We start from the raw sequence: 20,823 nt of genomic DNA on the forward strand, positions 1-20,823 counted from the left end.
TAAGAGCGGAACCATAAGCCGCCGTTACCGAAGAAATGGATATGTACACAGGAATCCCCCCCGCGAAGCCAAGCAATCCCCCCAATCCCAACTAAGCTCACCCCCAACAAAAACAACACCGAGCGCCCCCCAATGACCCACCCCACCGAGGCCTTCCGCGCCAGCTACCGCGCAAGCATCACCCCCCACTACAACCCATGGCTCCACGCCGGTTTCGTCCTCGGCTACGGCCTGCTCTGCATCACCCTGTTCTGGTCCACCACCCAACAAATCCAACCCCTGGAATGGCTGACCATCCCCCTCACCCTGATCTTCTTCAACCTGTGCATCTACCTCGTCCACCGCCATCTGGGCCACCACAAACACACCCTCGCCCGCCTGTTCTACGCCCGCCACACCGGCGACCACCACAGCTTCTTCACCCCTGGCCACATGACCTACGACAGCCCGCGAGACTGGCGCGTCATCCTGTTCCCCGCCTGGCTCATCCTGCTCCACAGCCTGGCCGTTACCCTCCCCGCCTGGTGGCTGCTCAAACACCTCAACCCCAACGTCGCCGGCCTGTTCGCCGGCTGCATGATCCTCGGCTATCTGCTCTATGAATGCTTCCACGCCTGCGAACACCTGCACCCCGACCACCCCTTGGCCCGCCTGCCGTGGATCCGCCAGATGCATCACCTGCACGCCCTCCATCACCGTCGTGAACTGATGCAAGGGCGCAACTTCAATATCGTCCTGCCGCTGATGGACTACCTGTTCGGCACCCTGCATTGGGAACCACCAGCGCGTGAATCAAAAAAAGACCCATAAAAAACGCCCCACCTAAGTGGAGCGTTTACAGTTCAGAGGGCTCTTGTGCGCCCGTTATCGGCCAATGATGTCCTGGCTGCAGATATGCCCCAGGCTCACATAGGCAACGTTATCGCCACCGACGCCGACATTCGGCAGTTCCTTGAGGTCGATGCGCCAGCCGCCGACGTTGTACCAGGTGTCCCAGAGGTACTTCACGCCCGTGCTGCTGTCGTAGTACTGGGCACGGTAGTCACCTACACAACCGCCCAATTCCGCGCTTCCGGATGTTTTGCCAGCACTGTCGGTGACGTCCGAGAATACCGTCCAGTTAAAGTCCGGACCCGGAACAAAACGCTTGTCGACCTTGAGCTGTGAAGTGACCCCCACCAACGGTACGCCAGTGCTGTCTTTCCATTCGGTTCTCCAGGTCATGAGACGACCAACCTGGGTCGCCAGAGGTGCGATGCCCACCGGGATTCGGGTCACCGTTCCGCCCCTCGCATCGGAGTCCGTCAGGCGCGGACTCGAACCGAACGTCAGCTTGTACTCGGACGTGGCATCCCACGCCTCAGCGGGGTTGGCCCGCACGCGCGCCTTGTACACAAAACCTGGCGCCCGGCTCGGAAAGGTCGCCGTCGAGCCACCCGGAATGTTGACCCAGGCGCTGCCGTTGAAGTACTCGAAGATCCACTGATTGCGCACGCCCTTGTCGTCATCACCGAGGAACAGGCTGACACCCTGCCCGCGTACGGCGGCGAAATCGAAGTAGTCAACGTCATCCGGGCTGTCGAGGTTGCCCGCCAGATAATTCAAGCGGTCCGGCAGCGCGAACGCCGTTTCTGGAGTGTCGTTGGGCTCGTAGGCGTCAATTGCCGTGTTGACGATCGCGCCGAAGTCGAAGGCCGAACCGTCGGCAACCTTGGCCTCCAGGAACCAGTAGTAGTCCCCGGCTTCAAGCATGCCGCTGATGACTTCGTCGCTGTTGCCCGGGTTATCAGAAGTGATCAGTGCCGTCAGGTTGTTCTGCCCGTCGTCCTGGAACAGCGTCAGGGCCATTTCGGTCCCCGGCTGCTGGCCGGCGAGGTAGATCTGCACCTTGGCCTTGGCGGGCACATTAAAGTGGAAGCACTTTGATTCGCCGCTCTGCAAGCCGTCATAGCTGTAACCGACGTTAATGTCGAGGCTGTCGCACAGCGGTACAAACGCGGCCTGGGCCGCAGGCGCCTTGGCCGGTTTTACCAGCCGGGTGGCCGGCGAGACCTGCACACTTTCAGAAGGCTTCGCGACGCTGGCAGCCTTCTTGGGCACACCGAGGGTCTTGGTTTTTTGTGCAGCCTTGAGCTTGTCCAGGACCTGCGCCGAAGACGCGGAGGCCTGCACCTTGCCACCAGATTTCAGGGCCCCCTTGACCGCTGCACTCAAGCTTTTTTCGCTCAGATGCACGCTGCTCTGCGACGGGTATTGCTCGGCCAGGGCAAAGGCCGAAACGAAGCTGACAGCCATCATGGCCGCGCCCAATACAAAGGCTTTTTTAGATTTCATTTTTTATCCATCCATAGTTAAAAAATTGAAGCTCAGGTAACCGGTGACATCCGGTCACCTGGGATGGAATCTAATTAATTACTGTATGTATGTCCAGTATTTTGTAAGCCGATTCTTACAATTAATACCCAGTCATCTCCAGGTACCCCACCCCGCCCTGAAATTTCACCGGCCCTTCCCAGTAGGGAATGCTCAGGTTCATCCAGGCCTTTGGGTTGACCGCTTCCGTGGTGATATCCAGATGTTTGCCCGGAATTTTCAATGACCACTGGGTGGGAATGCTGCGCCCATCGATCGCGGTCGTGCCCAGTGGCGTCAGTTGAATATCCTGGTTGTGCAGGGTCTGTGTGTGGCCATCCTTGTCGATCCAGGTGCCAGTCAGGTACGACGGTCCGTCTGTCTGCCGCACCCGAAACAGCATCAGCTGCTCGCCGCTGTCCAGGTGCAGGGAGAACCAGTCCCAGCCGGTCTGGCTGGCGGTCAGGGGCTGGCTGCTCCATTCGCGGTCGAGCCAGGCGGTGCCGGTGACTTGATAAGGTTTTCCATCGATGGTCACGCGGCCATCCGCCTGGAAAAACGGCTGGCTGTAGTAGTACGACGCCTGGCCCTGGTCGGACTTGCGGCTGTAGCCGTTATCGCCCTGGAGCACCAATGGGCGGCTGGAGGTCAGGTGCAGGTCGTAGTTGAAATGCTCTCCGGCGGCCTTCAACTGCATGTCCGCCAGAGGGCTGGCGGCATCGAGGCGGGTGGCGAAATTCCAGTCATCGATCCAGGCATTGAATGGCACCGCCTGGGCGCCCGCCTGACCCACGCCGCCACGGGCATAGCGTTCGGCGGCATAATGCCGGGTAGCCGAGGTCACGGCGGCGTGGCCGAGCCAGATCGTCGAGTCGTGCCAGCCCGGTTGCGTCGGCCCGGCCTTGAGCGCGTTGCGAAACAGCGTCCATTGCACGCCGTAAGCATTGCCCTCGCCATCCTTGAGGTTGGCGGTGAGGTACCACCATTCGATGCGATAGCCGTCATGGGGGCCGTGGTCCTCGGGAAAGCTGAAGACTTTGCCGGGCACCACTTGGGCAAAGTCCGCCGCCTGGCTGCCCAGCCCGGCGAAGCTTACTTCAGGCGCTGGCGGTTTGTCGCAGGCGCCGAGCAGCAGGAAGGTCGCCCAAAGCAGGCACTTAATCTTCATTGGCAAAGGTCCTCAACAAATCCGCCGGGCGACTGCGGTACAACTGCCACAGCGGCCAGGCCGACGCCAGCAAGGTGGCCAACATCGCCAGCCCCAGCAGTTGCGCCAGTTGCCACGGAAATACCTGCAACGGCAGGCGCCAGCCGAAGGCCTGGACGTTGATCACTACATCCAGGCACCACGCCAGCAGCAAGCCCAACGGCAATGCCAGTATTAGAGTCAGCACCGCCAGCAGCCAGGTTTGGCCGAGGTTGAGCAGCATCAATTGGCGGCGCGTCACGCCCAGCGCCCACAACGGCGCCAACTGGCCGAGGCGGCTTTGACTTTGGGTCAGCAGGCTGATGAACAACGCCACGCCGGCTACTCCCAGGGTCAGGCTGTTGAGGGCGGCGGTGGCGGCAAAAGTCCGTTCGAAGACCTGGCTCGACCAACCCTTGAGCTGCTGCTGATCGACGATGCGGCTGTCTTCCAGGGCGAACCGGTTCTGCACTTCACGCACCAGTAGCGGTACATTGCCGGGCAGTACCCGCAGGTTGAAACGTGCCGGTGATAATCCCGGCCAGTGCTGCAACAGGTGCCGCGAGTTCACCAGCAGATGGCCTTTGGGGTTGCCGTAATCGGCGTAAATCCCCACCACCTTGGGCGACCATGGACCTTCAGGCGTGGGAATGTTGATGACATCGCCCAGCCGCACCTTGAGCCTGCGTGCCATTTGCTCGCTGAGCATCAGGGTGTCGTCCTGCAGCAACTGGCCCCATGGGTCCGTCGCCGCGTCCAGCAACGGCCAATGCTCGCGATAAGTAGGGTCGTCGACCACGCCGAACAGCTCCGCCGGCCAACCTTGCAACTGCACCGCGACCTGCCAGGTGGGCAGTACCGCCTGCACCAGTGGCTGCTGCACCAGCCAGGTTTGCAGCGCGTCGGCCTGGGCCGGGTTTTGCGGGTTGAGGTACAGCTCGGCGGTCAGGCGTTGTTCCAGCCAGTTGTTGAAGGTGTGGCGAAAGCCCGATGTCATCGAACCCGCACCGATGTTGGCGGCCAACGCCAGCAGCAAGGCCATCAGCGCCAGGCTCAGGGCCGGCAACTGCTGGCGGCAATCGGCGAGAAACCATTGCCCCAACACCGAACGGCTGCGCCCCAACACCGTCTTGAGTACGCCATTGAGCACCACCGGTAAGCCCAACGCCGCGCCCAGCAACAAGGCCGCCATCAAGACAAACCCACTGGCCAGGCTGTCACCAAACACCAGCGCCAGCAGCGCGATCAATAAGGCAGCGCCTGCCACCCAGCCCTGACGCCGAAGCCAGCGCCCATGCGCCTGATGCCAGGCCTGGGCATTGGCCAACGCCAACAATGGCAAACGCGCCGCGCGCCATAAACTGCTGGCCCCGGCGAGCAATGCGCCGAGCAAACCCAGGCCCAGGCCACTGAGCCACCACAGCGGGCTAAGGCTCAGTTGGCCGGGCACCTCGGCTCCGTACAAGCCGCGCAAACTGGCGGCCACGTCCGGCAGCAACAGGCTGGCGAGCAAGTACCCGCTGGCCACGCCCACCAGGCCGCCGAGCATGGCCATGCCACCGAGTTCGACCGCCAGGCTGAGGATCAGCATCCGCGCGCTGACCCCGCACGCACGCAAGGTTCGCAGCAGGCCGCGCCGTTGTTCCAGGGCCAGGCCGATGGCGGCGTGCACGATAAACAGCCCCACGACGAAGGACAAAAAGCCCAGTGCATCGAGGTTCAGGTGGAAGCTTTCAGTGAGGCGTGCGAGGTTGTTTTCTTCGGCCTGCTTGAGTTGCAGTTGCGCGCCCAATTCGGGCGGCAAGGCGGGATGAGCCGCAGCAAAGGCCTTGTCCAGCAACAGCCGCGACAAACGTTGAGGCATGTCCAGCAGGGGTTGGGCGAAGCCAATGTCAGTCAGTAACAGTCCGGGAGCCATGTCCGGTTGTACATGCAGGGGCGGCAGTGCCAGCCCGGCCGCCGTCAGCGGCTGATCACCTTCTTTCAGGCCCAGCGCCTGCAAGGTTTGCGGTGCAATCCAGGTACGTCCCGGCGGGTTGAAGAACGCGACCATCTGCGCCCGGTCCAGGGTCTGCCCGGCCACCGCGCCACCGCCAGGCAACGACACCGGGTCGATGCCCATCACTTGCAAGCGCTGGTCTTCATGCCCCTTGAGCGTCACGCGGCCCTGCACCACCGGCGACACCGGCCACCCGGCGCGGCGCAGGTCGGCGAACAGCGCCTGGGGGAAACTGGCACCGTCCGGCGCACCGAGGCTGGCCTGGGGTTCGCCACCGATCAGTTGGCTGGCGCGGGCGTAGCTGTCCCGCGCCTGGCTATTGAGGGCTTGCACCCCGGTCAACAGCGCGGTGGCCAGCCACAGGCCGGTGAGCACGCTGAAAAACTGCACCGGGTGGCGGCGCCAATGGCTGAGCAACGCGCGCAGCGTCCAATAGAAGACACGCATTTCAGAGGGGATCCGCGGCAAGTACCTGGCCGCGGTGCAACACCACCTGCTGGTCCAGGCGCGCGGCGATACGCGGGCTGTGAGTCACCATCAACAAGCTGGTAGGGCTGTCCCGCAGCAGGTCCAGCAGCAGTTGCAGCACTTCATCGCTGGTGGCTTCGTCGAGGTTGCCGGTGGGTTCGTCCGCCAGCAACAAGCCGGGCCGCGACGCCAGGGCTCGCCCCACCGCCACCCGTTGCTGCTGGCCGCCGGACAGTTGTTCGGGGTAACGCTTGAGCAAGTCTCCCAGGCCCAGGCGTTCCACAAGCTGTGCTTGCCATGCCGGATCGAGGCGCCCGGCCAGGCGCGCCTGGAATGCCAGGTTGTCTTCGACTCGCAGGCTGCCGATCAGGTTGAACTGCTGGAACACCAGGCCGATCTCGGTGCGGCGCCAGTGGGCCAACTGCGCTTCGCTCATTTGGTCCAGGCGCTGATCGCCGACCTGGATGCTGCCACGGTCGACCTGGTCGAGCCCGGCCACCAGATGCAGCAGCGTGCTTTTGCCACTGCCGGATTCCCCCATCAACGCCAGGCTGCTGCGCTCCCCCAGGTAAAGGTCGACACCCGCCAGTACAGCCAGCGGCCCCTGCGGCGTGCCGTAACGCTTGAATACCCCTTGTACCTGCAGCATCACCCTTCCCCATACGCTTCTGGACTTAAGCCGGAGAATAACGGTTGTCACATTTTTATGTCACAACCATGGGCAAAAGGAGCGACCCATGACCCCCTGCAAATTTTTCACATCGATTTCACCCGGCGGCCACCTGCCGCACTTTAAATTGCCGCCCACGAACAGATAACAGGCTGATTATTTTCAAGCCTTGCAGTGCAAGTGAACAAATTTTTATATCGGTATGTTCAGCAAAAAGACAGCGCCCCTGTGACACGCTTTTGCACATTCCTGCCTAAGCGCTCTTCACTTGGCGCCCTGCCTAACTTGCTGCTGGCAGTTACCGGATTACGCCTGGAAGTTACCAATGGTGAATAGTGTGGTTGACCTGACTCTAAGCAAGTCTCGCTCGCGCTGGGCGTTTTTAAAACAGTTGAACAAGCTATGGCTTGGCGTGGCGGGTATCGTGATGGTCAGCCTCGCGCTAACAGCATTTATCTGGTGGCCAAGATCGCCGCTTGACCTGGGCGTGGGCCATCGCCTGCTCACTTCCGGCGTGCTGGAAGCCTGGCGCAACGGAGACCTGGTAATACTGGTGCGCCATGAAGAGCGCTGTGACCGCTCCAACAACCCCTGCCTCGGCCCGGCGGACGGCCTGACCACCCTCGGCACGTTGTCCGCCAGCGCTGTGGGCAAGGCGTTTCAGACCCTGGGCATGGAAAACACTGACGTCCTGAGCAGCCCCACGACCCGCACCGCGCAGACCTCGCTGTTCATGTTTGGCAAGGCCGAATTGTCACCTGGCCCGCTGGCCATCTGCGGCCCTGCCATCGGCGAAGAACTGCGCCCCCATAAACAGCCTGATCGTAACTTGCTGCTTGTCACTCATAGCGCCTGCATCAGCGACTTCGAGGAGGCGCTGGGCTTCGAACATGCTGCACATGCCGAATACGGCAGTGCATTGTTTGTAAAGCTTCTGCCCAATGGCAAGTTCAAGGCGCTGGGCATTATGAACAGCAAGGACTGGGCGGCCGCACTTAAACAACTTTAGAACACTTCTTTACATTTAATCATTCAAGTTCGTTCAGCAAAAAGACAGCCATGCCATGGCATCTTCTACCTATTTTTAATAGGCGTTTTTTCAGAAAACTCTTAGCTCGCTAACTTTTCACAAGTTAACAACATGACGAAGATTTTCGATGCTTCATTGGACGCCACACGTTTAACGAACTTAACCAGGGCGCATGCACACTCAGTTTCGCGCCCACTAACAGACTGTTCAAGGAATAACGTTCTGTGCCGGATGTTTACCCGACCACAACCACGCTTCACCCCTCGCGCATGGCTGTTCCAGTGCTCGCGCTGATCCGCCGTCAATACCGCTTGAGAGTGCAATATTCATGACCCGCCTTAAACCATTGCCCGTATTGCTGCTGGCATTCGTGATGTTCTATCTGTTGCCGCTGGGCCTGCACGGCCTGTGGATTCCCGACGAAACCCGCTACGCCCAGATCAGCCAGGAAATGATCATGAGCGGCAACTGGGTGGCACCGCACTTCATGGGCGTGCGCTATTTCGAAAAACCCGCCGCCGGCTACTGGCTGATCGCGCTGGGCCAGGCGATATTCGGTGAAAACCTGTTCGGTGTACGCATCGCCTCCGCGCTGACCACAGGCCTGAGCGTCATGCTCGCCTACCTGATCGCCCGCCGGCTGTGGAACGACCCGCGCAAGAGTTTTGCCTGCGCGCTGCTGTATATGAGCTTCGGCCTGGTGGCCGGGCAAGCGGGTTACTCCAACCTGGATCCGCAATTCACCTTCTGGGTCAACCTGAGCCTCGTGGCCCTGTGGTTTGCCCTCGACAGTGCCAACCCACGTACCCGCCTCGCCAGTTGGACTTTATTGGGTGTGGCCTGCGGCATGGGCTTCATGACCAAGGGCTTCCTTGCGTGGCTGCTGCCGGTACTGATCGCCCTGCCTTACATGCTCTGGCAGCGCCGCCTGGGCGAGCTGCTGCGCTACGGCCCGCTGGCGATTCTGACGGCGGTCGTGGTGTGCCTGCCCTGGGCGCTGACGGTCCACCTGCAGGAGCCGGACTTCTGGCGCTTCTTTTTCTGGCACGAACACATTCGCCGGTTTGCCTCCGACAACGCCCAACATGCGCGGCCGTGGTGGTTCTACCTGCCGCTGATGGTGGTGTCCTGCCTGCCGTGGGCGGCGCTGCTGCCAGCAACGCTATGCAAGGCCTGGAAGGACAAAGGTCACCCCGCCATCGTCTTCCTCGCGCTGTGGATGCTGCTGCCCCTGGGCTTTTTCAGCCTGAGCAACGGCAAGTTGCCGACCTACATCATGCCGTGCCTGCTGCCGCTGGCGCTGCTGATGGGCCATGCGTTGATCGACCTGCTGGCCAACGCCCGCACCCGCACGCTGCGCGTCAATGGCCTGCTCAACCTGGGCATCGGCCTCGCGGCGATGGTGACGTTGATCTACCTGCAAATCGACCGGCCGTTGTACGGCAACAGCCACAGCGAGATGTTCAACCTGTCCCTGACGTTCATCGTGCTGATGGGCTGGATGCTCGCCAACCTGCTGCAAGCGTTCCGCCCGCTGGTGCTGTGGGCGATGCCGGCCTTGGGCATTGGCCTGCTGGTGGCGCTGTTGCCCGCCGGCATGCCGGCGGTGATCGAAGATAACCAGATGCCTGACCAGTTCGTGCTCCAGCACCTGGAGGAGCTGCAACAGACCCATGCGCTGCTGAGCAACGAACTGGAGTCGGCGTCTGCCTTGGCATGGCGCCTGCGCCGGCCCGAAGTGACGCTCTACAACACTGAAGGCGAACTGCGCTATGGCCTGCAATACGCTGACTCGATGCACCGCAAGGTGGATCTGGACAGCGTTCAAGCCTGGCTCAAGCAGGCGCGCCAGCAGGGCCCGGTGGGCGTGATGATGCGGGTCAGGAGCACCAGCGAAATGCGCGAAGCCGGCCAGCTGCCGCTGGGGGGCAAGCGTTATTACAAGGGCGATCTGGAGATCATCATTTACCCGCCATTGCCGTAACACAGCCGCATTAATGTGGGGTGACCCATTCAACGCTCATCCCACATCGGAACTGCTCCATGAATTTTTGGAAAACCGACCGCGGCGCCCTGCTGTTGCTCCTTGGCGTGTCCGCCGTAATCCTGCTGCTGGGCCTGGGCGCCCGCGACCTGTGGGGCCCGGAAACCCGCTGGGCGAACATCACCCTGCAGATGCTGCAAAGCGGCGACTACTTTGACCCGTACCTCAAGGGCACCCCGTACTACGACAAACCGCTGCCGTCGTATTGGCTGATCACCGGTTTTGCCAACCTGATGGGCGGCCTGGGGCCGTGGTCGTTGCGCCTGTCTTCGGTCATCTCGGCGTGGCTGAGCATCTGGTTGGTCTACCTGATCGGCGAGCGGCTATTTCGCAAAGGCACCGGCCTGATTGCCGGCTGGATGCTCGCGACCACCTTCTACTTCATCTTCTGGGCCCGAGTGGCCACGGCGGACGTGCTGACCGTGTGCGGGGTGCTGGCGGCCGTCTGGTGGTATTGGCGGGGGCCGGACGACACGCGGCTGGGGCGCTACACGGTGTTCTTCCTGTTACTGGCGGCGACGTCGCTGTTCAAGGGGCTGATCGGCTTTGTACTGCCGGGCCTGGTGCTGTTGCCGCACCTGCTCAGCGAACAGCGCTACAAGCGTCATCTCAACCTGCGGCTGGTGTTGGCCGTGGTTATCGCCGGGGCGTTCTATGCGATTCCGTTTGTACTGTCCCATCTCTACGGCGCACCGACCTACGGTGAAAGCGGCCTGGAACTGGTGTTCCGGGAAAACGTGGTGCGCTTCTTCGACCCGTTTGACCATATGGGACCGATCTACACCTACCTGATCTACCTCCCGGCCTACACCTTGCCCTGGGCCCCGTGCTGGATCCTCGGCCTGTGGCTGGCCGTGCGGCACTGGCGCGACACCCCGCCCAACACCCGCTGGCTGGTGTGGGGCCTGGGCCTGCTGTTTGTGTTCTTCACCGCCAGCGGCAGCCGACGCAGTTACTACGTGCTGCCGCTGGTGCCGTTCGCGCAGTTGCTGGCGGCGTGGTGGGTCAGTGAGCGTATCGCCCGCAACGGCACGGTCGGCCGAGCCTGGTACCGCGGCTTCGGCATCGCCGCCGGGGTGATGCTGCTGGTGCTCGGGGTGGTGTATCCGTGGACCAATGGCAACGGCGGCGTGACCCGTTTCGCTGCCGACGTGCAAGCGCAGGCGGAGAAAAGCGCAGCGTGGGATCAGTGGCAAATGGTGATGGTGGAAGTCGACAACAAGGTGCCGATGTCCCTGCAAAATCACGGCGCGCCGTTCTACTACGTGGCCGAAACCCAGGATTTTCCGCGCCAGGGCGACAGTGCGGCGTTCATGGCCTGGCTGGAAAAAACCAGCGGCCGCACCTTTGATCCCAAGCGCACGATTATTGTCACGCAGTCCACCAAGGATGACCCAACGCCGCTGGCCTATCTGGGCAACGATCATCAGGTCATCACGACCCAGCCGGACAACGGCGAACGGTTGTTCCACAAGCGTGACGGCGGCAGTGTGGCGTTTGTGCCCGGCGCCGCGCCCTAGCACTGGCGGCATGGGCCGGGCATTGCTAGTGTGGCGCGCTTAAGCCACCGCCCGAGCCCGGCCGCCCATGCCCTACTCTTTCCCCGCAGTTGCCGTCCTGAGCCTCCTGGTGCTCGCCGCGCCGGCAGCGGCAGACACGCCGATGCCAGCCAACATGGTTTACCTGCGAAGCCTCGACCCGAGCATCGCCCAGGACATTCGCTACGCCAGCCCCCACAACTTCACCGGAGCACCGCTGGACGGCTACAACGCCGCCGAATGCGTGCTGTCTGCCGACGCGGCAAAGGCACTGGTGCGGGTCCAGGCCGAGTTGGCCAGGCAGGGTTACGGCTTGAAGGTATTCGACTGCTATCGCCCCAGCCGTGCCGTCGCGAACATGGGCCGCTTCGCCAGCCTGCCGGGCGATCCGGCCAAGGCCGAGTTCTATCCTCGGGTGAACAAGCAGGATTTCTGGCGCCTGGGCTATGTGGCCAAGGTTTCCAACCACTCCCGCGGCGCGGCAGTGGACGTCACCCTGACAAGCCCCGATGCCCTGCCTGCCCAGGCCTGGAGCGCCAACACCGCCGTTGTGGATTGCGCGGCCGATTACGGACGACGCCTGCCGGATGGCGGCCTGGACATGGGCACCGGTTTTGATTGCTTCGACGAAATGGCCCATACCAACAGCCCCCACATCAGCCAGGCGGCACGGCAGAATCGCCAACGGCTGAGCGCTGCGATGGCCAAGGAAGGCTTTGCCGGTTATGCCGGCGAATGGTGGCACTTCACCTATAGCCGAAACCCGGTGCGGGCCGAGCCGATGGACTTCCCTATCGAACCGCTGCGGTAACATCAAAACACAGCTTCAGCTTGATAAAGCCCGGGGCGAAAACTAGCGTTTGAGGTTTCCCTCTTTTCAAGGACTGAACGACGTTGAACACGCTCATCAAAACCTGCGCGGCGCTGCTGACGCTGCTTTCAAACGTGGCGCTCGCGCAAATCCCCGACGACAGCCGGCAACTGATCGTGGTCACCACCCCGGACTGGAACGCCCTTCAGGGCACCGCACAACGTTATGAGCGGCATGGGCAAGGCTTTCAGAAAGTCGGCGAACCGTTTGCCATCGTGGTGGGCAAAAACGGCATGGCCTGGGGCACCGGCCTTACCACGCCAACCCCCGACCAGCAGCCTCTCAAGCATGAAGGCGATGGCAAGGCCCCGGCCGGCATCTTCAAGCTCGGCAGCGCCTTCGGCTACGCCCCCACCGCCGATACCCGGTTGCCTTACACCGCCAGCACCGCCACCCGCGAATGCGTGGATGACAGCCAGTCCAGCCATTACAACACCCTGGTCGACCGCTCGGTGGTGAACAAGGACTGGACCAGCTCCGAGCGGATGCTGCGCAAGGATCAGCTGTACCGCCAGGGGATTTTTGTCGAGCACAACACCCCGGCTTCAGCCAACGGCGGTTCGTGTATTTTCCTGCATATCTGGCGCAGCGTCAGTGCGGGGACATTGGGCTGTACGGCGATGGAGCCGGTGAATATCCAGGCATTGTTTGCCTGGCTGGACCCGCGCGAAAACCCGCTGCTGGTGCAACTGCCGGCGGCGCAGTACGACCTCTACCGTGAGCGCTGGAAACTGCCGTCCCGCTGAGCTGACAGCAGGCGCTGAAATGCGGCCAATACCTCATCGGGTTTTTCCAGCATGAGTTGGTGGCCGCATTCGGGCAGCAACTGATACTCGGCATTGGGCAAATGCCGGGCGAGTGCTTCGCCGCCGCTGGCCGGGGTCAGGCCGTCGCTGTCGCCGGCCAGCACACTCACGGGCAAGGTCAGGGTGAGCAGTGCATTGGCGTCTGGCCATTGGACGTTTTTCATCAGGGCCTTGAACATGTACAGCGGGTTGCGCTCGGTGAGTTTTTCTTCGTAGGCGACCAGTGCGGGGTCGGCCTTGGCGTTCCAGGCGGCCTGGCGGAAACCTTTGGCCAGCGTTGGGCGCAGCCATTCCAACATCCATGCGGGCAGGCGCATCAGGCCGCCGCTTTTGCCGGGGCGGTTCAGTTGGGTGCCCAGCAGTAATGCGGCTTCGATGGGGATCGCGGGGTTGGCCAGCAAGGCGCTCAGGCTCAGGCCGGTGCCGAAGGAGTGGGCGACGATGAGGTTGCGGGGGCCGCTGTAGCGTTTGAGGATTTCCAGGTAGTCGGCGACCAGTTCGGGCCAGGCGTAAGCCTCTGGGTTATGGGGTTTTGCGCTGGCGCCGTGGCCCAGGAGGTCCCAGGCGACCAGGCTGTAGCCCTCGTTTTTCAGGGCTTGCCATAGGTGGCGCCACTGGTCTTTGTTGCCGCCGGCGCCGTGGCAGAAGAACACTACCGTGTCGGGTTGGGTGGTGCCCGCGTGATGGGTGATGCTCAGGTGGCGATTGGGGCGGATTTCCAGTTGTTGGCCCTGGATCACTGGCAGTTCGGTGAAAGAGGTCGGCATGGAGGTTTCTCAATAAGTGAAAGGGTTGGGTACATATCCGTTATTCAGGTGATGGCTTGTATCGGTTCCGCTCTTACAGCGGCTCACTTTTGAACAGCCGGAATGCCAGCCCAGTCAAACGTAAGCAAAACGCTCTTGCCCCACCACTCAGTTGAAGCAACAGCAAAATCAAAGGCGGACACGATCCAAATGTGGGAGCGGGCTTGCTCGCGAAGGTCGTTAACGATAACGCGAACATCCTGATTCAACGCGGCGCTCTCAGGTTCTTCGCGAGCAAGCCCGCTCCCACATAAAGCGGCTCTGCTTTTGCTCTAACACTCAGGTCGCCTTTGCCGCTTTTGCAACGTGACTCGCTGTAAGAGCGAAACCATAGGTGGCCGTTACCTGAATAACGGATATGCCCCCAACCCCAACAACCCAAGTCAGATCGCCTCAGCCATCAACAACTCCCGCGTATACGGATGCCGCGCATCAGCAAACAGCGCCGCCGTCTCCCCCTGCTCCACCACCTGCCCCTGACGCATCACCGCAATCCGATCACACAACCGCGCAGCCACCCGCAAGTCATGAGTAATAAACACAATGCTCAACTTCAACCGCCGCTGCAGCGACTCCAGCAGTTCCAGAATCTGCACCTGGATCAATGCATCAAGCGCCGACACACACTCGTCAGCGATCAATACCTTAGGCTCCACCGCCAACGCCCGGGCGATGCCTATGCGCTGCCGCTGCCCACCAGAAAACTCATGGGGAAACCGCTCAAACGCCGCTGCCGGCAACCCCACCAACCCCAGCAACTCACGGGCCCGCCGCTCGGCATCCGCCTTGGAAACCCCCTGCACCAAAGGCCCAGTCATAACAATCTGCCCCACTGTCTGCCGTGGATTGAGCGACGCAAACGGATCCTGGAAAATCATCTGCACATCACTGCGCAACGCTCGCAGCCGCCCTTCAGACAGCCCCGCGACATCCCGCCCCAACCACTCAATCCGCCCGCTGTCAGCGCGCAACAGACGCACCAGGCACCGGCCCAGGGTCGACTTGCCCGACCCCGACTCCCCCACAATCCCCAACGTTTCGCCTTCACGCAATTGCAGCTGAACCGCGTCCAACGCCTGAGTCGTACGCCGCCCCCACCAACCGCTACGACTGCTGAATACCTTACCCAGCGCTTCGGCCCTGAGCACCACCGGACCGGCCACCTGTGTACGCGGTACCAGCGGTTGCGCCGACACCGCCGCCAACAATTGCCGGGTGTAGTCTTCACGGGGCACCCGCAACACCGTCGGGGCCGTGCCCTGCTCCACCACCCGGCCCTTTTCCAGCACTAATACCCGGTCGGCAATCGCCTCAACCACGGCAAAGTCGTGGGTGATAAACAACAGCGCCATGCCCTTGTCCTGCTGGATCTTGCGCAGCAGGTCGAGAATCTGCGCCTGGGTGGTCACGTCCAGCGCCGAGGTCGGCTCATCGGCAATCAACAGCGCCGGATCAAACGCCAGGGCCATGGCGATCACCACCCGCTGACGCTGCCCGCCGGACAGTTCAAACGGATACGCCAGTCGCAAGCGCTCAGGGTCGGGCAAGCCGACATAACCGAGCAAATCCACCACCCGCTGACGCCGCACCCGTGCCGCTGCCACGCCATGGGCGCGCAGGGTTTCATCGATCTGTTCGCCCACCCGCAACAGTGGGTTGAGGGCGCTCATGGGCTCCTGGAATACCATGCTGATATCCCGCCCGCGCAGTTGACGCATGGCCTCCTCGCTGCGGTCGGCCAGGTCTTCGTCGCGAAACACCAGACGCCCGCGTTCTACCTTCAGCGAGTCCGGCAACTGGCGCAGCAAAGCCTTGGCCAGCATTGACTTGCCGGAACCGGATTCACCCACCACACACAAGCATTCGCCACGGTTCAGTTGCAGTGACAGGTCATACAGCGCATGGCTGCGGTCGGCACCGGCCGGCAAGGCAATGCGCAAATGCTCAACACTCAACAACGTCATAGCGACCTCCCGGGCTCAAAGGCCACACGCAAACCTTCGCCGACTCGATTGACCGCCAGCACGCACAGCACAATCGCCAACCCCGGCAGAAAGCTCATCCACCAGGCGTCCCGCAGCAAGCCACGGGAGGCATTGATCATGTAGCCCCAGCTCATGGCTTCCGGGTCGCTCAAGCCGAGAAACGCCAGGGCCGCTTCGGTGAGGATCGCCGTGGCCATGACAAAGGTCATGGTCACCAGCAACGGCGCCAGGGCGTTGGGCAGGATCTGCTGGACGATGATCCCCAGCGGCGACTGCCCCAGCACCCGCGCGGCCTGCACGAATTCGCGCTGGCGCAGGGTCAGGAACTCACTGCGCACCAACCGTGCCACCGCCGGCCACGCTACAAGTGCGATGGCCAGCACGATGGAGAACAGGGACGGCTCAAGGATCGCCACCAGGATTACCGCCAGTACCAGTTGCGGAATGATCTGGAAGAACTCGGCAATGCGCATCAGCACACCGTCGAGCCAGCCACCGAAATAGCCGGCGACCGCGCCGACCAGCAGGCCCACCACCAGGGTCGCCAGGCTGGCCAGCGCCCCCACGGCCAGGGACACTCGCGCGCCGTACAGCAGGCCACTGGCGAGGTCGCGACCGAGCAGGTCACTGCCCAGCCAATGGGCCGGGTCGTGGAATGGCGCGAGCATCGGCTGGCTGTTCATCTCCCATGGCGAGCTGCTGGTCAGCCAGGGTGCGGCGATCGCCAACAGCGTCAGCAGCAGCAAAAACAGCGCACCGATCAACGCCGCAGGCTGGCGCACAAAACGTCGGAAAACCAGCATCAGCCTTGCACTCCTGCACCGATACGCGGGTCGAGAAAACGACAGATCACATCGGTCAACACGTTAAAGCCCACCACCAGAATCGAGATCACCAGGAAACCGCCCATCAACACGCCGTAGTCACGCTGGGCCAGCGAGTCGTACATCAAGCGACCAATCCCCGGCCAGGAATACACCACCTCCACCAGCAACGCGCCGCTGGCCAACTGGCCCAGTTGCAAACCGGCAAAGGTCACCACCGGCAACAGCGCATTGCGCAACACATGCACGTACAAAATCCGCCGCGGGTGCAGGCCCTTGGCGTGGGCGGTGCGCACGTATTCCTGGCCAAGGGCGTCGAGCACGGCGGCGCGGGTCAGGTGGATATACAAGGCGAGGAACAGCACGCTCAACGACACGCACGGCAGCAGCAGGTGCTTGAGCCGGTCGAGCAGGGAAAAGTCCTGCGCCACCGTTTCCATGCCAAACGCCGGCAACCAATCGAGGCTGACGGAGAACAACAGGATCAGCAGCATCGCCAGCCAGAATGGCGGCATCGCATACAGCAGCAATGCGCCGTGGGAGATCACGCCATCCAGCCAGTGACGCTTCTGCCGGGCCCGGGCGGCCAACGTCCCCAGGGTGACGCCAAGCACCGACGAGAGCAAAAATGCCGAGCCCATCAGGGCCAAGGTCGCCGGCAAACGCTCGGCAATCAGCGACCACACCGGGGTCTGGTTGCGGTAGGAATAACCCAGGTCCAGATGGGCGATATTGCCCAGGTAGATCAGCAACTGCGTGAGCAACGGCTTGTCCAGGCCCATGGTCTGGCGCAGGTGTTCGATGAACTGCACATCGTCCACCCCTGCCTCGCCGGCCAACAGCAGCGCCGGATCACCCGGCGCCAGGCGGATCAGCAAAAAGCCCAGCACCAGCACCGCCACAATCATCAACAGTGCCTTGAGCAGGCGACCGCTGAAATACAGCAACCCGTTCATGGTGCAGGCGCGTCGAGGTAGACGCTTTCGTAGTCTTCGTTAAGGCTGGTGGCGGTTTGCAGCAGGTTCTTCACCTCTTTGTGGAACAGCGTCGGGTAGCGCATTTCGAAGATCGGCGCGATCGGCAGCTCGGTGTTCAGCACGTTTTCCAACTGGCTATAGAGCCTGGTGCGTTCCGGGCCTTCCGGGGTGTTGGCGACCTGGGTCCACAGGGCATCGGCCTCGGGGCTGTTGTAGCCGCTGACGTTGGCAAACGGCGAAGTCTTGAGGATGTAGTCGGAGCGGTACAGGTAGGCGTTGGTCAGGTACGGGTCGCCGATCTGGAAGATGAAGTTGTAGGTCAGGTCGAAGTCCCAATCGCTGACGCGCTGGAACCAGGTGGCGGCGTCGGACGTCACCACTTGTACCTTGAAGCCCAGCGGTTGCAGGGCTTGCTTGGTGTATTCGGCCAAGCGCTCCCAGGCGCCGCCCTTCTCGCCGTTGAGCAGGCGAATCCGCACCGCACCCACGTCCACGCCGGACTCGGCAATCAGCGCCTTGGCTTTTTTCACGTCATAGGTGTACTGCGGCAATTGCGGGTCATGATACGGCGAGGTGGACACGAACTGGCCGGGGGCAACCTTGCCCGAACCGAAGAAGATGTTGTCGACGATGAACTGGCGGTTCAGCGCATACAGGATCGCCTGGCGCACCTTGGGGTTGTTCAGCGGTGGCTTGCGCGTATTGATCTGCAGGAAGGCCAGGCCGGAATACAGCTCCCAGCCTTTTTCCGACGACTGCACATCTGGCAAGGCGGTCAGGCGCTTGAGGTCGGAATAGTCGGCATCACCGCTGCGCAGCACCTGCACGTCGTTGCGCTCGAAAGCCGCAGCGCGGGACGAGCCGTCCGGGATCACGTGGAAGATGATCGCATCCAGGTGTGGCAGGCCCTTTTTCCAGTAGTCGGGGTTCTTTGCCAGCTTGATATAGGCGCCGCGTTTCCACTCCACAAACACAAACGGGCCGGTGCCGACAGGCTTGAGGTTATAGGGGTTGTTGCGAAAGTCAGTGTTCTCGTAGAGGTGCTTGGGTACCACAGGCCGCAGCCCGCTGCCCAGGGCCGAGAGCAACGGCGCGAAGGGTTTCTTGAGCTGGAACACCACCTGCAGCGGGCCCTTGGCGGTGATGCTGTCGACGTATTCGGTGAAGACCCCGCCCAGGCGCTTGTCCACTTCGGGGTAGAAGGTCTGGAAGCTGAACACCACGTCATCGCCGGTGAAGGCGTGGCCGTCATGCCAGCGCACGTTGTCCTGCAAATCGAAGGTGTAGGTCAGGCCATCGGGGGAAACGGTCCAGGCCTTGGCCAATACCGGTTTGGGTTTCAGGTCGGTGTCGAAGGTCAGCAGGCCCTGGAGGATCTTGCCGCTGACGTACTGGGTGGACACGTGGCTGACCACGCCGTGCATCAGCGACGGCGGTTCGGGTTGGGCCACCAGGTTCAGCACGCCGCCGTCATGGGGTTGCGCCTGAGCGGTGCCGGCCAGCAGCACGGCGCCAAGTCCCAGGTATGAAAGGACACGGCGAAAAGATAAAGGGCGCATGGAGACTCCTTGACTAAGGTTTTGTCAGGGATTTAGCAAGGGCTGTGCCATGGGGCGATGGCCTTGGGTTTGCGGCGGTCAGGGGCCACCGCAGTGATGAAAAAACCACAGTGGCCGGGACGAGTGTGGAAAAAGCAACAGCCCGCCTTCTTGAGAAATGGTTGTGCGTAGCAGCTGCCGAGCCTTGGCGAGGCTGCGTCTGCGGTGTGTCAGGTACGCCGCCAACGCAGCCTCGCCAAGGCTCGGCACCTGCTACGGTAAGGTTTGAAGTTTGAGGGGACCCATCACTGGCACAAGGTTTGCCCGTCTAACCGCTATCTGAACCCATGAGTTTGAAGCGCATGTCACTGGATTATCTGGGCAACCCCATCGACACCCTCAACCCCGTCACCCGTCAGGGCCTGGATGATTTCATCGGTGGTTTTCTCGGCTATCAGCCCCGCGCCGAGGGCATTCTCACGGCGGCCGACGCCGATCCCGATTCAGCGCTGGCCAGTGGATTTGCCGGGCTGTTGCTGATGTTTATCGAGTCGCCTGAAGGCCCCGCACTGGCAGAGAAGTACCGCCAACGAGCGGCGGCGGTGAATTCGCAACATCCCCGAGCTCTACGGTATTTGGAGCTGCTGCAGGCCTGGATCAGTGATGAGCTGGATGAGGTGCTGCGCCTCAGCGAGCACCTGCTGGACCTCTATCCCCGGGACTTGTTTGCCGCCAAGCTCAACCAGTATCTGGAATTCAACCGGGGCAACTGGCCGGCGCTGCTGCGTATCGGGTTGAAGGCCACGGCGGGTGCGCCGGATATCGCCCACAGTCACGGGTTGCTGGCGTTTGCTTATGAGCAGTGTCATTTGCTGGAGGAAGCCGAGGCCAGTGCTCGGGAAGCCTTGCGCCTGCAAGCGTCCGAGCCGTGGGCTCATCACGCGCTGGCCCATGTGATGCTGACTCAGGGGCGTATCGAGGAAGGCATCGGGTTTCTCGAGGGGGTGAAGCATCACTGGGACGGTTTGAACTCGTTTATGTACACCCATAACTGGTGGCACCTGGCGTTGTTTTATCTGGCACGCGGTGAGGACCAGCGGGTGCTGGAGATTTATGACCGGCATGTGTGGGGGATCTTGCCGGAGTACTCCCAGGACCAGGTGGGCGCGGTGTCGTTGCTGGCGCGGCTGGAGTTGGCCGGGATTGATGTGGGTGAGCGGTGGCAGGCGTTGGCGCCTTACCTGCAGCGGCGGGTTGGGGATGCGGTTCAGCCGTTTTTGAGTGTGCAGTATTTGTACGGGTTGGCCCGGGCGGGTAAGCCTGAGGCGGATCAGTTGTTGTCGGCTTTGCGCAGGCACAGTGTGGAGGCGCGGCCGGTTTGGCGGGAAGTGACGTTGCCGTTGGCTGGGGGGTTGTTGGCGCATGCCCGGGGGGATGGCCGGCGGGCGTTGGAACAGCTGGGGATAGCGTTGCCGCGGCTGAATGAGATTGGCGGAAGTCATGCGCAGCGGGATTTGTTTGCGCAGGTGGAGCTGGATGCACGGTTGCGGGTTGGGGATTGGCTCGGGTCGCAGCAGACGCTGGAATTGCGCCGGCGGTATGACGGGCTGGATGTGCCGACGAATCGGGCTTTGGTGGTGGTGTATGAGGCGCTGGGGTTGCCTGAGCAGGCGCTGCGGGCGCGGGCGCGGATTGGGGGGATATCCGTTATTTAGATAACGGCCGCCTA

At 62.1% G+C, this 20,823-nt stretch carries 16 protein-coding genes; 7 read left to right on the top strand and 9 right to left on the bottom strand.

Annotated features, from left to right (window positions below; all coding sequences use genetic code 11):
- The first annotated feature begins 132 nt into the window (after positions 1 to 132).
- On the top strand, positions 133 to 810 hold the full coding sequence (locus SNL23_RS23245; protein ID WP_318303685.1) for a sterol desaturase family protein: 678 nt from the start codon (positions 133 to 135) through the stop codon (positions 808 to 810).
- A 54-nt stretch (positions 811 to 864) separates the two neighbouring features.
- Here the strand turns inward: SNL23_RS23245 and SNL23_RS23250 are convergent, their stop codons facing one another.
- From SNL23_RS23250 to SNL23_RS23265, 4 genes are all read right to left on the bottom strand, one after another.
- The gene (locus SNL23_RS23250; protein WP_318303686.1) at positions 865 to 2,334 is read right to left on the bottom strand and encodes a PPC domain-containing protein; all 1,470 of its coding nucleotides are present in this window, start codon (positions 2,332 to 2,334) and stop codon (positions 865 to 867) included.
- 121 nt (positions 2,335 to 2,455) lie between these two features.
- Positions 2,456 to 3,520: a lipocalin-like domain-containing protein gene (locus tag SNL23_RS23255; RefSeq protein ID WP_318303688.1), complete on the bottom strand. Its 1,065-nt coding sequence runs from the start codon at positions 3,518 to 3,520 to the stop codon at positions 2,456 to 2,458.
- The gene (locus SNL23_RS23260; protein WP_318303689.1) at positions 3,510 to 5,984 is read right to left on the bottom strand and encodes an ABC transporter permease; all 2,475 of its coding nucleotides are present in this window, start codon (positions 5,982 to 5,984) and stop codon (positions 3,510 to 3,512) included. The genes SNL23_RS23255 and SNL23_RS23260 overlap by 11 nt, the downstream gene beginning before the upstream one ends.
- Before the next feature lies 1 nt (position 5,985).
- On the bottom strand, positions 5,986 to 6,654 hold the full coding sequence (locus SNL23_RS23265) for an ABC transporter ATP-binding protein (protein ID WP_167665606.1): 669 nt from the start codon (positions 6,652 to 6,654) through the stop codon (positions 5,986 to 5,988).
- A 346-nt stretch (positions 6,655 to 7,000) separates the two neighbouring features.
- Here SNL23_RS23265 and SNL23_RS23270 point away from each other — a divergent pair, with 346 nt between their 5' ends.
- From SNL23_RS23270 to SNL23_RS23290, 5 genes are all read left to right on the top strand, one after another.
- Complete coding sequence (locus SNL23_RS23270) at positions 7,001 to 7,684, top strand: histidine phosphatase family protein (RefSeq protein ID WP_318303690.1); 684 nt, start codon at positions 7,001 to 7,003, stop codon at positions 7,682 to 7,684.
- 349 nt (positions 7,685 to 8,033) lie between these two features.
- A complete protein-coding gene (gene arnT, locus SNL23_RS23275; protein ID WP_318303691.1) occupies positions 8,034 to 9,689 on the top strand; it encodes a lipid IV(A) 4-amino-4-deoxy-L-arabinosyltransferase in 1,656 nt (551 codons plus the stop codon).
- 59 nt (positions 9,690 to 9,748) lie between these two features.
- Entirely contained in the window at positions 9,749 to 11,269 is a 1,521-nt protein-coding gene (locus tag SNL23_RS23280; RefSeq protein WP_318303692.1) for an ArnT family glycosyltransferase, read from the top strand.
- 142 nt (positions 11,270 to 11,411) lie between these two features.
- On the top strand, positions 11,412 to 12,098 hold the full coding sequence (locus SNL23_RS23285; protein ID WP_412104262.1) for a M15 family metallopeptidase: 687 nt from the start codon (positions 11,412 to 11,414) through the stop codon (positions 12,096 to 12,098).
- Positions 12,099 to 12,181: 83 nt separating this feature from the next.
- A complete protein-coding gene (locus tag SNL23_RS23290; RefSeq protein WP_318303696.1) occupies positions 12,182 to 12,904 on the top strand; it encodes a L,D-transpeptidase family protein in 723 nt (240 codons plus the stop codon).
- Here SNL23_RS23290 and SNL23_RS23295 read toward each other — a convergent pair.
- The 5 genes from SNL23_RS23295 to SNL23_RS23315 all read right to left on the bottom strand — a co-directional run bounded on the left by SNL23_RS23295 (position 12,871) and on the right by SNL23_RS23315 (position 19,115).
- Complete coding sequence (locus SNL23_RS23295) at positions 12,871 to 13,731, bottom strand: alpha/beta fold hydrolase (RefSeq protein ID WP_318303697.1); 861 nt, start codon at positions 13,729 to 13,731, stop codon at positions 12,871 to 12,873. The genes SNL23_RS23290 and SNL23_RS23295 overlap by 34 nt on opposite strands.
- 422 nt (positions 13,732 to 14,153) lie before the next feature.
- The gene (locus tag SNL23_RS23300) at positions 14,154 to 15,734 is read right to left on the bottom strand and encodes an ABC transporter ATP-binding protein (RefSeq protein WP_318303699.1); all 1,581 of its coding nucleotides are present in this window, start codon (positions 15,732 to 15,734) and stop codon (positions 14,154 to 14,156) included.
- Positions 15,731 to 16,558 carry an ABC transporter permease gene (locus SNL23_RS23305; RefSeq protein WP_167665612.1) on the bottom strand — a complete coding sequence of 276 codons (828 nt, stop codon included), beginning with the start codon at positions 16,556 to 16,558 and terminating at the stop codon, positions 15,731 to 15,733. The genes SNL23_RS23300 and SNL23_RS23305 overlap by 4 nt, the downstream gene beginning before the upstream one ends.
- Complete coding sequence (locus SNL23_RS23310; RefSeq protein ID WP_076015720.1) at positions 16,558 to 17,535, bottom strand: ABC transporter permease; 978 nt, start codon at positions 17,533 to 17,535, stop codon at positions 16,558 to 16,560. Before SNL23_RS23310 ends, SNL23_RS23305 begins: the two co-directional genes overlap by 1 nt.
- Entirely contained in the window at positions 17,532 to 19,115 is a 1,584-nt protein-coding gene (locus SNL23_RS23315) for an ABC transporter substrate-binding protein (protein ID WP_318303701.1), read from the bottom strand. Before SNL23_RS23315 ends, SNL23_RS23310 begins: the two co-directional genes overlap by 4 nt.
- A 341-nt stretch (positions 19,116 to 19,456) precedes the next feature.
- Between SNL23_RS23315 and SNL23_RS23320 the strand changes: the two genes are divergently transcribed.
- A complete protein-coding gene (locus SNL23_RS23320; RefSeq protein WP_318303702.1) occupies positions 19,457 to 20,809 on the top strand; it encodes a tetratricopeptide repeat protein in 1,353 nt (450 codons plus the stop codon).
- Positions 20,810 to 20,823: the final 14 nt, after the last annotated feature.

The sequence above is a fragment of the Pseudomonas sp. SED1 genome (assembly GCF_034044025.1).
Classification (GTDB): domain Bacteria; phylum Pseudomonadota; class Gammaproteobacteria; order Pseudomonadales; family Pseudomonadaceae; genus Aquipseudomonas.

Coding starts and splice junctions, on each gene's coding strand:
- SNL23_RS23245 (WP_318303685.1), top strand. CDS start 133: ATGACCCACCCCACCGAGGCCTTCCGCGCCAGCTACCGCGCAAGCATC.
- SNL23_RS23250 (WP_318303686.1), bottom strand. CDS start 2,334: ATGAAATCTAAAAAAGCCTTTGTATTGGGCGCGGCCATGATGGCTGTC.
- SNL23_RS23255 (WP_318303688.1), bottom strand. CDS start 3,520: ATGAAGATTAAGTGCCTGCTTTGGGCGACCTTCCTGCTGCTCGGCGCC.
- SNL23_RS23260 (WP_318303689.1), bottom strand. CDS start 5,984: ATGCGTGTCTTCTATTGGACGCTGCGCGCGTTGCTCAGCCATTGGCGC.
- SNL23_RS23265 (WP_167665606.1), bottom strand. CDS start 6,654: ATGCTGCAGGTACAAGGGGTATTCAAGCGTTACGGCACGCCGCAGGGG.
- SNL23_RS23270 (WP_318303690.1), top strand. CDS start 7,001: ATGGTGAATAGTGTGGTTGACCTGACTCTAAGCAAGTCTCGCTCGCGC.
- arnT (WP_318303691.1), top strand. CDS start 8,034: ATGACCCGCCTTAAACCATTGCCCGTATTGCTGCTGGCATTCGTGATG.
- SNL23_RS23280 (WP_318303692.1), top strand. CDS start 9,749: ATGAATTTTTGGAAAACCGACCGCGGCGCCCTGCTGTTGCTCCTTGGC.
- SNL23_RS23285 (WP_412104262.1), top strand. CDS start 11,412: ATGCCAGCCAACATGGTTTACCTGCGAAGCCTCGACCCGAGCATCGCC.
- SNL23_RS23295 (WP_318303697.1), bottom strand. CDS start 13,731: ATGCCGACCTCTTTCACCGAACTGCCAGTGATCCAGGGCCAACAACTG.
- SNL23_RS23300 (WP_318303699.1), bottom strand. CDS start 15,734: ATGACGTTGTTGAGTGTTGAGCATTTGCGCATTGCCTTGCCGGCCGGT.
- SNL23_RS23305 (WP_167665612.1), bottom strand. CDS start 16,558: ATGCTGGTTTTCCGACGTTTTGTGCGCCAGCCTGCGGCGTTGATCGGT.
- SNL23_RS23310 (WP_076015720.1), bottom strand. CDS start 17,535: ATGAACGGGTTGCTGTATTTCAGCGGTCGCCTGCTCAAGGCACTGTTG.
- SNL23_RS23315 (WP_318303701.1), bottom strand. CDS start 19,115: ATGCGCCCTTTATCTTTTCGCCGTGTCCTTTCATACCTGGGACTTGGC.
- SNL23_RS23320 (WP_318303702.1), top strand. CDS start 19,457: ATGTCACTGGATTATCTGGGCAACCCCATCGACACCCTCAACCCCGTC.